The following is an 11,833-nucleotide window of genomic DNA, read 5'->3' as shown; positions in this document are numbered from 1 at the left end:
CCTCAGTGCCTGGGCCAGGATCTCGGGCTCAAGATCATGATCGTGGAAGAACAGCGTCACCGCCGTATGGCGGTCGGTCGGCAGGTCGGCCCGCCCGCCCCCGCGCCGCCAGCTCCGGCACCGCGCGCAGGTAGTTCGCCAGCGCCGAGGCCCAGCCGTAATCGCGCACCACCGCCTCCGCCCCAAGGGGCGCGCCAAGCGCGCGGGCGCCCAGCCAGGCCAGGCCCGCCCCGGTGTCCTCAAGATAGGCCTTGAGCCCCGCGTCCGAGCCGGGGGGAAAGCCCTCGCCCCAGGCGTCATGGCGCCGGGCCTCGATCAGCCGGTCGAAGACCGGGACCGGCAGGGCGCGCGCCGCGATCAGGTCGTGCAGGGGCCCCGCCACCTCATGCGCGCGGGCCTGGCCGCCCCGGGCGGCGGCCTCGACCACCTCGCGCCACCATTGCAGGCGCATTTCGGCGATCATCGGCTCTTGCGTCAGCCAGGGGATGCGGGCGAGTTCCAGGTTGAAGGCGTAAAGCGGCAGAAGCGCCGCCCGCGCGGCCACCGGCGCCGCCATCAGCGCAAGGAAACGGTCGGGATCGCCCCGCTCCAGCAGGGCCGCGCATTCGGCAAGGCTCATCCCGGTCCGGCCCCGCCCTGCCCGGCGGATGCCGGAACCACCACCGTCAGGTAATAGCCGTAATCGCCGCCATGGTCGCGCCAGAGGTCGATCTCGGCCTGGGTGGCGTCCAGCACCTCGGCCAGGGCCGGGTCCGCTCCCGCCCGCAAAGCCCCCTCCCGCAAGGCCTCGACGCGGGCCGAGAGCGGGCCGTAATAAGCCTGCCAGGCAGCCTCGCCCAGCCAGCGCGCACCCCGCACCCGCCAGCCCGCCGCCTCGATCCGCGCCAGATGCCCGGGCAGGTCGCACATGCCGGGATATTCGCGGTCCCAGAAGGCATGGGCTGCGGGCGCGGGCCGGGGATTGCGCCACAGGCAATCCGAAAAGGCCACCGCCCCCGAGGGCGTCAGATGCGGGCCCCAGGCGGCCAGCGCGATGGTGACCCCCGGCCCATAGGCCGCGCCCGCCGACCAGATCAGGTCGAACCGGCCCTCGGGCGCCAGCATGTCGCCCACCACCGCCTCGACCTCGGGCAGCTCGGCGCGGACGCGGTCGATGAAGGGCGCGTGCAGGTCCATCCCCACCAGCCGCGCCCCCGGGCGCAGCGCGCGCAACACCGCCAGATCCGGCCCCGGCCCGCAGCCCGCATCCAGGATCCGCGCCCGCGCGGGCACCCCCGCCACGCCAAGCGCCCATTCGAGGCTGGCCGCATCCCCCGGCGCCGCGCGCGGCAGGCCGTGGTGCAGGGTGAAGAACGCGCTCATGCCGCCGCCTCCTGCGCGGCGCGGTCGCGGATCAGCTTCCAGCGCACCGCGTCGAGCAGCGCCTCGAAACTGGCGTCGACGATATTGGCCGAGACCCCCACCGTGGACCAGCGCCGCCCTTGCGCATCCTCGCTGTCGATGATGACGCGGGTCACCGCATCGGTCCCGCCCTGGGTGATGCGCACCTTGAAATCGACCAGCCGCATGTCGTCGACGAAGGCCTGCCAGGGGCCCAGATCCTTGGCCAGCGCCTTCCACAGCGCGTTCACCGGGCCGCGGTCGCCCCCCTCGGCGTCGAGGCTGTCCGAGACCGAGAGCACCCGCCGCCCGCCCGCATTCACCACCACCACCGCCTCGGAAAGGGTGCGGCCCGCCGCTTCCAGCCGCTCGACCGTGACGCGGTAGCGCAGCACCTCGAAAAACCCCGGCGCCAGGCCAAGCGCGCGCCGCGCCACCATCTCGAAACTGGCCTCGGCGCCGTCATAGGCATAGCCGCGCTCTTCGCGCGCCTTCACCTCGGACAGGATCGCCGCCAGGCGCGGATCGCCCGCCTCGACCGCGATCCCCGCCGCCGCCAGCCGCGCGCGCAGGTTCGACTGGCCGGCCTGGTTCGACATCGGGATCTGGCGCTGGTTGCCGACGCGCTCGGGCGCTATATGCTCATAGGTCGCCGGATCCTTGAGGATGGCGCTGGCGTGCAGCCCCGCCTTATGCGCGAAGGCCGAGGCGCCGACATAGGGCGCGCTGCGCAGGGGCACCCGGTTCAGGATGTCGTCAAGCATCCGGCTCAGCCGCACCAGCCCGGCCATGGCGTCAGAGGAGACCCCGGTCTCGAACGCCCCGGCAAAGGGCGGTTTGGTCAGAAGCGTCGGGATCAGCGTCACCAGATTGGCATTGCCGCAGCGTTCGCCCAGACCGTTGAGCGTGCCCTGCACCTGGCGCACCCCGGCCTCGACCGCCGCAAGGCTGCAGGCCACCGCCTGGCCGGTGTCGTCATGGCAATGGATGCCAAGCCGCGATCCCGGGATCCCCGCCGCGATCACCTCGCGCACCACGCGGCCGATCTCGGCCGGAAGCGTGCCGCCATTGGTGTCGCACAGGACGATCCAGCGCGCGCCCGCCTGGAAGGCGGCCTGCAGGCAGGCCAGCGCATAGGCCGGATCGGCGCGGTAGCCGTCGAAGAAATGCTCGGCGTCGAACAAAGTCTCGCGCCCGCGCGCCACCACATGCGAGAGCGAGGCGCGGATCCCGTCGAGGTTTTCCTCAAGCGAGATGCCAAGCGCGGTGGCGACATGGAACACATGGGTCTTGCCCACGAGGCAGACGGCGGGGGTGCGCGCATCCAGCACCGCCGCCAGCACGTCGTCGTTCTGGGCCGAGATCCCGGCGCGCTTCGTCATGCCGAAGGCGGTCATCACCGCCTTGGTGCGCGGCGCATCGGCGAAAAAGCCGCTGTCGGTCGGATTGGCGCCGGGCCAGCCGCCCTCGATGTAATCCACGCCCAGATCGTCCAGCGCGCGCGCGATGCGCTGCTTCTCGGCGGCCGAGAACTGGACGCCCTGGGTCTGCTGGCCGTCGCGCAGGGTGGTGTCGTAAAGATAGAGCCGCTCTCTCATCCCCGCCGCGCCTTTGCCGCCTTGTGACGATAACATGTCCGGTTGGTAAAGGACCCCCGAGGGACCCCGCTGCCTGCCGCATCCATCAGACCAGCGCCTCCAGCCCCGCCGGGTCGAAGCCGGTGCCCGGCACCAGCTCCACCCCGGATTTCGACATCCTGACCTCGACCCCCGCCGCCGCCAGCGCCGCCTTGTAGGCATCCAGCGCCGAGAAGTCCCTGGCTGCCTTCGCCTGCGCACGCAGGGTCTCGAACCGCGCCACGAGGGCGGTAAGATCGACCCCCGCCCCGGTCCAGCCGCCCATGTCGTCGAGCAAGAGCCCCAGAAGCGCGGCCGAGCCCTTCAGCCCCGCCCAATCGCCCGCGCGCGCCAGCTCATGCAGCGCGGCGATGGCGCCCGCGGTGTTCAGATCGTCGGCCAGGGCCTCGACCACCGAAGGCGCGGGCGCGCCCGCCTCCACATCCTCGACCGCCGCGCGCCATTTGCGCAAGGTGCCCTCGGCCTCGCGCGCCTTGGCCTCGGTCCAGTCCATCGGGCTGCGGTAATGGGTCATCAGATAGACCATGCGGATCACCTCGCCCGGGTGGCCCTGGTCCAGAAGGTCGCGCACGGTGAAGAAATTCCCCAGGGATTTCGACATCTTGCGGCCCTCGACCAGCAGCATCTCGTTATGCAGCCAGACCCGGGCGAAACCGCCTTCGGGATGGGCGCAGCAGCTTTGCGCGATCTCGTTCTCGTGATGGGGGAATTGCAGGTCCAGCCCGCCGCCGTGGATGTCGAAGGTCTCGCCCAGCAGTTCATGCGCCATGGCCGAGCATTCGATATGCCAGCCCGGGCGTCCCCGGCCCCAGGGGCTGTCCCAGCCCGGCAGCCCCTCGTCCGAGGGTTTCCACAGCACGAAATCCATCGGGTCTTCCTTGAAGGGTGCCACCTCGACCCGGGCGCCCGCGATCATGTCGTCGACCGAGCGCCCCGAGAGCGCGCCGTAATCCTTGTAGGAGCGCACCCGGAACAGCACATGGCCCGCCGCCTCATAGGCATGCCCGCCCTCGACCAGCCGCCCGATCATCGCGATCATGGCGCCGATGAAGGCGGTGGCGCGCGGCTCATGCGTGGGGCGCAAGGCGCCAAGCGCATCCATGTCGGCGTGATACCAGGCGATGGTTTCCTCGGTGCGGGCGTGGATCAGCTCTTCCAGCGTGCCGGGCGCGCCGGCGGCGCGGCGGCGCAGGGCCTCGGCGTTGATCTTGTCGTCGACATCGGTGAAATTGCGCGCATAGGTGACCTGGTCCACGCCATAGACATGGCGCAACAGCCGGAACAGCGTGTCGAACACCACCACCGGGCGGGCATTGCCGATATGGGCGCGGTCGTAGACCGTGGGGCCGCAGACATAGATCCGCACCCGGCCCGCATCCACGGGTTCGAACGGCTCCTTGCGGCGGGTCTTGGAATTGGTCAGCCGGATCGTCACCATGGGTCCCCCAATGCGGCCGGGCGCGGCGGCATGTGGCAGTCTTCCCCCGCGGGGTCCGGCTTTCTCCTGTGACGGAAAGACGAAACGCCCGCGCGACCGTAGGTCAGCGGGGAATGCAGCACATGCGGATGTCGCGCAGCCTCGTCATGGCCCCCGATACCGCATCGCCCCCGCCGCGCCAAGAGGTTTTGCTGGAGAGGTTTGCCGAAGAGCTCCGGCCGGGACTGCCGGGACCTTTCGGAGGGGCCTGCCGGAAGGCTTACCATGTTTCCGGGGCCCGTCCCCCCGTTCCGGTCGTGCGGGATACACGGCGCCGTGGGAGCCGCCCGAGGGAGCCGCCCCTGAAAACCGCCGCGTCCCGCAACCCCACGGCCCGCCCCCCCGACAGGTTTCCGAAAATCATGCGGCGGCCCGGGCCCCTGCCGGGAAACGGGAAATCTGCTCCGTCTCGCACCGAAAGATGCGGTTTCCGCGATGATTTCCGCCATGCGGGCAGGACTTTCGCCTCAAGGCGGCCCTTGCCAGTCGTTCCAGGGCGGGCCTTGCAGTGGCCCGGTGGAAGACTTCCGCCTCACGGCAACCCTTACCTGTCGGGCCCCCGTCTCCCGAGGCGCAGCCCTCAGGCCCGCGATTCCAGGTCCAGCCAATCCTCTTCCGCCGCCGCCAGCGCCGCCTGACGCTCGGCCAGCATCTCCGAGGCGCGGCGGAACTTCACCGGCTCGCGGGTGAAGAGTTCCGGCTCGGCCAGAACCTCGTTGAGCTTGCCGATCTCGGCCTCCAGCTTCGCCATCTGCACGGGCAGGCCCTCAAGCCGCTTGCGCTCGGTGAAGGACAGACCCGAGGGCTTCGCCGCCGCGGATATCGCCCCCGATGCGGTCGCCTGTCCCCGTCCCGCCTCGGGCCCCGTCTTGGGCCCCGCCCCCGGTTTCGCGGCCCCCGGTTTCGCGGCCGCATGGCCCGCCTGCGCGGGGTCCGGGCGCTGCGCGGCGTAATCCGACCAGCCGCCGGGATAGACGCCGACGCGGCCCTCCCCCTCCATCGCCACCGTCGCCGTCGCCACCCGGTCGATGAAATCGCGATCGTGGCTGACCAGAAGCACGGTGCCGTCGAACTCCGCCAGCAGGTCCTGCAACAGGTCCAGCGTCTCGACATCCAGATCGTTGGTCGGCTCGTCGAGGATCAGCAGGTTCGAGGGCCGCGCCATCAGCTTCGCCAGCAGGAGCCGCGCCTTCTCGCCCCCGGAAAGCGAGCGCACCGGCGCCCGCGCCTGCCGCTCGTCGAAAAGGAAATCCTTCAGATAGCCGACGACATGGCGGCTGACGCCGCGCACCATCACATGATCCGACGCGCCCGAGACCGCCATCAGCGGATCGCCGGTCAGGTTCTCCCAAAGGCTGGCCGATGGGTCCAGCCGGGCGCGCGTCTGGTCGAAGACCGCGATCTCCAGATTGGTGCCCAGCCGGATCGTGCCGGTGTCGGGCGCGACCGCCCCGGTCAGAAGCCCAAGAAGCGTGGTCTTGCCCGCGCCGTTCGGCCCGACGAAGGCCACCCGGTCGCCGCGCAGCACCCGCAGGTCGAAGTCGCGCAGGATCACCTTGTCGCCGAAGGCCTTGCCCAGCCCCGTCGCCTCGACCACCAGTCGGCCCGAGGTCGGTCCGCTTTCCAGGTCCAGCGCCGCCGTGCCCTGGCGGCGGATCTGGGCGCCGCGCTCGGCCCTCAGGGCGGCGAGCGCGCGCACCCGGCCCTGGTTGCGCTTCCTGCGCGCCGAGATCCCCTCGACCGCCCATCTCGCCTCGGCCTTGATCTTGCGGTCAAGCTTGTGGCGGGCCTCGTCCTCCTCGGCCCAGACCGTCTCGCGCCAGTCCTCGAACCCCTCGAAGCCGGAGTCGCGCCGCCGCATCACGCCGCGGTCGATCCACAAGCCCCCCCGGGTCAGCGCGCGCAGGAAGGCGCGGTCGTGGCTGATCAGCACGAAGGCGGCGCGGGTGTCGCGCAGTTCGGCCTCCAGCCATTCGATGGCCTCGATGTCGAGATGGTTGGTCGGCTCGTCGAGGAGCATGAGTTCCGGCGCCTCGGCCAGCAGCTTGGCCAGCGCCGCCCGCCGCCGCTCGCCCCCCGAGGCGGTGGCGACCGGGGTGGCGGGGTCGAATTTCAGCCCCTCAGCCACGACGGCGACGCGGTAGGCCTCGTCCTCGTCGAGGCCCGAGGCGGCGAATTCGCCAAGGGTCGCGAAGCCGGAAAGGTCGGGGTCCTGCTCCATATAGCCGACGCTGACCCCCGCCGGGATGGTGCGCATGCCGCGATCGGCCTCGACCAGCCCGGCCATGACCTTCATCAGGGTGGATTTCCCCGAGCCGTTGCGCCCGACCAGCGCCAGCCGGTCGCCGGGCTGGACGGTCAGCGAGATGCCGTCGAAGACGGGATCGCCCCCGAAGGTGAGCGAGATGTCGGAAAGCTGGAGAAGCGGTGCGCGTGCCATGCCCGCCAGCTAAGCCCCGGCCCGCGCGCCGTCAACCGTGCTGATCCGCCCGCGCGCTTGGTGGGGCGCCGCGCGGATCCGCCCGTCGGGGCCGCGATCGCGGTCTTTGGCGGCGCGGTTTTGGGGGGGCGGGTTTCTTTGGGCGGGCTGCGGTGTTGGTGGTGGGGCGGTGGATCTGGGTCCGGGGAAAGAAGGGGGGCGCTGCCCCCTCGGCGCCCTTGGCGCCTCACCCCCGGGATATTTTTGCAAAGAAGAAATGGGGAGGGGTTGTTCTTCGGGAGGAAGGTGCGCTGCGGGGCGCGGTGTTGCGGCGGTTCGCTGAAGAGGGGGCGGCGCGGCCTGGTTTCGGAGTGGAAAGTGGAAGATCGGTCCTGAGACGCCGGGAAATCCGGGTGTCCAGGCGGGACGCACGGGAGAAGAAGCTTTCCGGGGCCGGAAATACCTTTTGCGCGGCTGTCAGGGCAGGCCGACCCTTGTCCGGCAACCGGGCCCCGGGCCCCGGCTATTTCTTGCCGAAGAACGTGCCCAGGACGCCGCGCACCACGGCCTGGCCGCTTTTGGTGCCGAGTTGGCGCGCGAAGCTTTTCGCGAAAGCCTCGGTCACGGAATCGGAGCGCCTGGCGGAGGGGCTCTGGCTGCGGGACCTGCCGCCGGTCTGGGTTCCGCCCGCCGCGCCACCCTCGGCCGAGCGCTCGCCGCCATAGCGGCGGCCCTGGCTGAATTCACGTTCGGGGGGCTTTTCGCGGGCGGCCTCCTCGCGGGCGCCTTCCCGCGCGGCCTCGGCGGCGGCCTTTTCGGCGCGGGCCTGAAGGATTTCATGCGCGCTTTCGCTGTCGATCGCGGTGTCGTATTTCCCCGCAACCGGCGAGCCCGCCCGCGCCTGCGCCAGCGCGCCCTCCTCGGCGGGGCCAAGGCGCGAGAACGGCGGGCGGATCAGCGTGCGCTCGGCCATGGCGGGCACGCCCTTGGCTTCGAGGAAGGAGGTCACCGCCTCGCCCGTACCGACCTCGCGGATCGCCGCCTCGATCTCGAAACGCGGGTTGGGGCGATAGTTCTGCGCCGCCGCGCGCAGGTCCTTCTGGTCCTTGGCGGTGAAGGCGCGCAGCGCATGCTGCACGCGGTTGCCCAACTGGCCCAGGATGGCATTGGGCACATCGGCCGGGTTCTGGGTGATGAAATAGACCCCCACTCCCTTGGAGCGGATCAGCCGCGCCACCTGCTCGACCTTGGAGATCAGGACGCGCGGCGCATCGCCGAACAGCAGATGTGCCTCGTCGAAGAAGAAGACCAGCTTCGGCTTTTCCGGGTCGCCCACCTCGGGCAGGCTCTCGAACAGTTCCGAAAGCAGCCACAAGAGGAAGGTGGCGTAAAGCCGGGGCGCATTCATCAGCCGGTCCGCCGCCAGGATCGAGATCACGCCCCTGCCCTGGGCATCCAGCCGCATCAGATCCGCCAGCTCCAGCGCCGGTTCGCCGAAAAGATGCGCGCCGCCCTCGTTCTCAAGCACCAGAAGCCGCCGCTGGATCGCGCCCAACGACTGCGGCGAGACCAGGCCGTAGCGGGCCGAGATCGCCTCGGCATTGCGGGCGACGAAGGTCAGCAGCGCCTGAAGATCCTTGAAGTCCAGGAGCGCCAGCCCCTCTTCGTCGGCCAGCCGGAAGGCGACGTTGAGGACGCCCTCCTGCGCCTCGGACAGCTCCAGCAGGCGCGAGAGCAGCAGCGGCCCCATCTCGCCGCTGGTCGCGCGCACCGGATGGCCCTTCTCGCCGAAGACGTCCCAGAAGATCACCGGAAAGTCGCGATAGCGCAGGTCGAGCCCGATGGTCGCGGCGCGCTTCTCGAAGGCGGCATGGGTGCCCGCCTGGGCCGAGCCGGACTGGCAAAGCCCCGTCAGGTCGCCCTTGACGTCGGCCAGGAACACCGGGACGCCCGCGGCCGAGAATTCCTCGGCCAGGACCTGAAGCGTCACCGTCTTGCCGGTGCCGGTGGCCCCCGCGATCAGCCCGTGGCGGTTGGCATATTTCAGCAGCAGTTGCTGGGGCCCGGCATAGCCCTCGCCGCCGCCGCCCACGAAGATCGCCCCATCCGTTCCGGCCACCGCGATGCCCCATGCGTCAAAACCCTGTCGCGCCAAGCATAATTGGCTTGGCCGCGCTGTGCCAGAGCCGATCGGCGGCGCATCGGCCCGCCACCCGTCCCCGCCCCTCCGCGCCCCGGGTTGGCCTTGAATCCTGCGGATTTCGCCGGTTTCCGGCTTTCATGAATTTGACAAGAAAGCCGTTGACGGAAGGGGGAAAGCGCCTTAGCGTCGCCTCCAGTAAAGTCGGCCAGTCCGACAGGGAGCAAACAACAGGCACCATGTGTGCAAGCAAAGGGCCGGTCCTTCCGGCCCTTTGTCATGAGACAGCAAGCCCCGGGTGCCCCGGCCGTCAGGCCCGCAGGGAGCGAAAGGCGCCCTCTCCCCCTAACCCGCCGCGCCGCCAGGGCCGAAGGCGGGACCGGCCACCGGGGGGGGGTCAGGGGCGGTCCTTCGCCATGCCGCCGCACCCCGCCCGCAATGACATCATTGGCACCTGACAGCCCCCGGAACCCGTGCTAGAGACCGCAAGGCCCGGCGCGATCCGCGCAAAGGGCAGTCTGGTCATCAAAGGACAAGGCCATATGTTGAAATCCGGCATCTCCATTCTCGCCCTTCTTCTTGCCCTTGGCGCGGGCCTTCCCGCCGCCGCACAAGAGGCAGAGGCGCCCGCCGAAGCCCCCGCCGACGCCCCGGAGGCGACCGCCGACGTGACGAATGTCCCCGGCGGCCTGGCGCTTGGCGTCGAAGAGGGCACGCCGCTTGGCACCACCTATGAAAAAGAGCGTTTCGGGGATTGGGCTGTCAGTTGCGTGAACACCGACCTTCCCGAGGACTTCTGCGAATTGCAGATCGTGCTGCGCGATGTCGAGGGCAACAGCACCGCGCGCTTCACCCTGATCAACCTGCCCGAGGGCACCGCCGGTCCCGCCGTGGCCGGGGGCACGATCATCACCCCGCTGGAGACGCTGCTGTCCGAGAACATCCGGCTCTCGATCGACGGCTCGAACGCGCTGATCTATCCGTTCACCTTCTGCCAGCCCGCGGCCTGCGTGGCGCGGATCGGCTTTACTGCCGACGAGATCACGCGGCTCAAGCGCGGCTCGAAGGCCACTGTCTCGATCGTTCCGCTGGTCGCGCCGGACCAGAACGCCGTGCTGGAATTCTCGCTCTCGGGCTTCACCGCGGGCTATGACGCCATGGTGGCGCAGAACCTGCTTTCGGACGCTGCGGCAACCGAGGCTGCGGCGGCAGCGGCGGCAGCGGGCGAATAAGCGCGCCCTTGTCGGCGGCCTGGGGGCGAAATCCTCGCCTCAGGCCGCGCGCAGGGCCAGCACCGCGTTCAGCCCGCCGAAGGCGAATGCATTCGACAGCGCCGCGCCCACCGGGGCGCGGCGCGCTTTGTTCGGGACATGGTCCAGATCGCAATCCGGGTCGGGGCGGGTCAGGTTCAGCGTCGGCGCCACCACGCCCTCGCCCAGGGCCATGAGGCAGGCCAGCAATTCGATCCCGCCGGTGGCGCCGATGGCATGACCATGCATCGCCTTGGTCGAGGACACCATGAGCCCCCCGGCCACCGGGCCGAAGGCCGCGCGGATCGCCGCCACCTCGCTGCGGTCGTTCGCCGCCGTCCCGGTGCCATGGGCGTTGATGTAATCCACATCGCCCGGGGCAAGCCGCGCCTCGTCCAGCGCCGCGCGCATCGCGGCCGCCGCCCCCTCGGGGCGCGGGGCCACGATATCGCCCGCATCCGCCGTCATGCCGAACCCCGCCACTTCCGCCAGCACCCGCGCGCCGCGCGCCTGCGCGCGGGCGGCATCCTCCAGCACGAAGACCGCCGCCCCCTCGCCCATCACCATGCCGTTGCGGTCGGCGGAGAACGGGCGGCAGCCGTCGGGCGACAGCACGCGCAGGGATTCCCAGGCCTTGATGCCGCCGAACAACAGCATCGCCTCGGCCCCGCCCGCGATCATCGCCGGGGCCGCGCCGTCGCGGACCATGCGGAAGGCCAGGCCGATGGCGTGATTGGCGCTGGCGCAGGCCGAGGAGACGGTGAAATTCGGCCCCCGCAGCCCGTGGCGCATCGCCACATGCGACGAGGCGGCGTTGAGCATCAGCCGCGGCACGGTCAGGGGCGGCACACGGTTGCGGCCCTCTTCGAAGACGGCGCGGTAATTCTCCTCCCAGGTGGCGATGCCGCCCGCGGCCGAGCCGATCACCACGCCGGTCCCCGGATCCGGCCCCCCGCCCGCCATGGCAAGCGCCTCGTCGGCGGCGGCCAGGGCGAATTGGGTGAAACGGTCGCAAAGCGCCAGTTCTGCGCGGGAAAACCGCGCCTCGGGCCGCCAGTCGCGGATCTGTGCGCCGATGCGGACCGACAGCCGCTCGACATCGCGGAATTCCAGCGGCCCGATGGCCGAGCGCCCCGCCGCCATCGCCGCCCAGGTCCCCGGCACGTCGCAGGCCAGCGCGTTCACCGTGCCCGCGCCGGTGATGACCACCCGCCTCCTCACGCCGGTTTCCGCGCCACCAGATCCTCGACGGCGGCGATGATGCTGGCGATGGTCGAGGCGTCGAAGCCGGGATCGCCCGCGTTCCCGCCCGGCTCGGCCGCGTTGAACGGGACCGAGATGTCGAAGGCCTCTTCGATGGCGAAGACCGCCTCGACCAGTGCGAGACTGTCGAGGCCAAGCGCCTCGGGGCTGGCGGCAAGGTCCAGATCCGCCGGGTCGAGCAGCGCCTGCCGCGCCAGGATCTCGACCACCCTTCGCGCCACGCCCTCGTCAGTCGCGGGGCCGCTTGCCGGATCGATCCCCCTCACC

General features: G+C 70.7%; 9 protein-coding genes. 1 reads left to right on the top strand and 8 read right to left on the bottom strand.

Annotated elements, in window-relative coordinates:
• Positions 1–34 precede the first annotated feature (34 nt).
• The 6 genes from ABNX41_RS13995 to ABNX41_RS13970 all read right to left on the bottom strand — a co-directional run bounded on the left by ABNX41_RS13995 (position 35) and on the right by ABNX41_RS13970 (position 9,032).
• Positions 35–619 carry a squalene/phytoene synthase family protein gene (locus tag ABNX41_RS13995; protein WP_438670344.1) on the bottom strand — a complete coding sequence of 195 codons (585 nt, stop codon included), beginning with the start codon at positions 617–619 and terminating at the stop codon, positions 35–37.
• Complete coding sequence (locus tag ABNX41_RS13990) at positions 616–1,362, bottom strand: class I SAM-dependent methyltransferase (RefSeq protein WP_438670343.1); 747 nt, start codon at positions 1,360–1,362, stop codon at positions 616–618. The genes ABNX41_RS13995 and ABNX41_RS13990 overlap by 4 nt, the downstream gene beginning before the upstream one ends.
• The gene (gene cimA / locus ABNX41_RS13985; protein WP_438670342.1) at positions 1,359–2,978 is read right to left on the bottom strand and encodes a citramalate synthase; all 1,620 of its coding nucleotides are present in this window, start codon (positions 2,976–2,978) and stop codon (positions 1,359–1,361) included. The genes ABNX41_RS13990 and cimA overlap by 4 nt, the downstream gene beginning before the upstream one ends.
• 85 nt (positions 2,979–3,063) lie before the next feature.
• A complete protein-coding gene (gene cysS, locus ABNX41_RS13980; protein ID WP_438670341.1) occupies positions 3,064–4,455 on the bottom strand; it encodes a cysteine--tRNA ligase in 1,392 nt (463 codons plus the stop codon).
• Positions 4,456–5,074: 619 nt separating this feature from the next.
• A complete protein-coding gene (locus tag ABNX41_RS13975) occupies positions 5,075–6,934 on the bottom strand; it encodes an ABC-F family ATP-binding cassette domain-containing protein (RefSeq protein ID WP_438670340.1) in 1,860 nt (619 codons plus the stop codon).
• A gap of 502 nt (positions 6,935–7,436) precedes the next feature.
• Positions 7,437–9,032 (bottom strand): helicase HerA-like domain-containing protein, encoded by a 1,596-nt coding sequence (locus ABNX41_RS13970; protein WP_438670339.1) that lies wholly within the window; start codon positions 9,030–9,032, stop codon positions 7,437–7,439.
• 563 nt (positions 9,033–9,595) lie between these two features.
• Here ABNX41_RS13970 and ABNX41_RS13965 point away from each other — a divergent pair.
• A complete protein-coding gene (locus ABNX41_RS13965; protein WP_438670338.1) occupies positions 9,596–10,285 on the top strand; it encodes an invasion associated locus B family protein in 690 nt (229 codons plus the stop codon).
• 39 nt (positions 10,286–10,324) lie between these two features.
• Here ABNX41_RS13965 and ABNX41_RS13960 read toward each other — a convergent pair whose 3' ends face one another.
• Together ABNX41_RS13960 and ABNX41_RS13955 are read right to left on the bottom strand one after the other, a co-directional pair.
• A complete protein-coding gene (locus tag ABNX41_RS13960; protein WP_438670337.1) occupies positions 10,325–11,524 on the bottom strand; it encodes a beta-ketoacyl-[acyl-carrier-protein] synthase family protein in 1,200 nt (399 codons plus the stop codon).
• A complete protein-coding gene (locus ABNX41_RS13955; RefSeq protein ID WP_438670336.1) occupies positions 11,521–11,832 on the bottom strand; it encodes an acyl carrier protein in 312 nt (103 codons plus the stop codon). Before ABNX41_RS13955 ends, ABNX41_RS13960 begins: the two co-directional genes overlap by 4 nt.
• Position 11,833 lies beyond the last annotated feature (1 nt).

It is taken from the genome of Pseudogemmobacter sonorensis (assembly GCF_042762395.1).
In the GTDB taxonomy this organism is placed as follows: domain Bacteria; phylum Pseudomonadota; class Alphaproteobacteria; order Rhodobacterales; family Rhodobacteraceae; genus Pseudogemmobacter; species Pseudogemmobacter sonorensis.
Note: the sequence above shows the minus strand (reverse complement) of the source record. Positions and strands in the feature narration are given on the sequence as shown.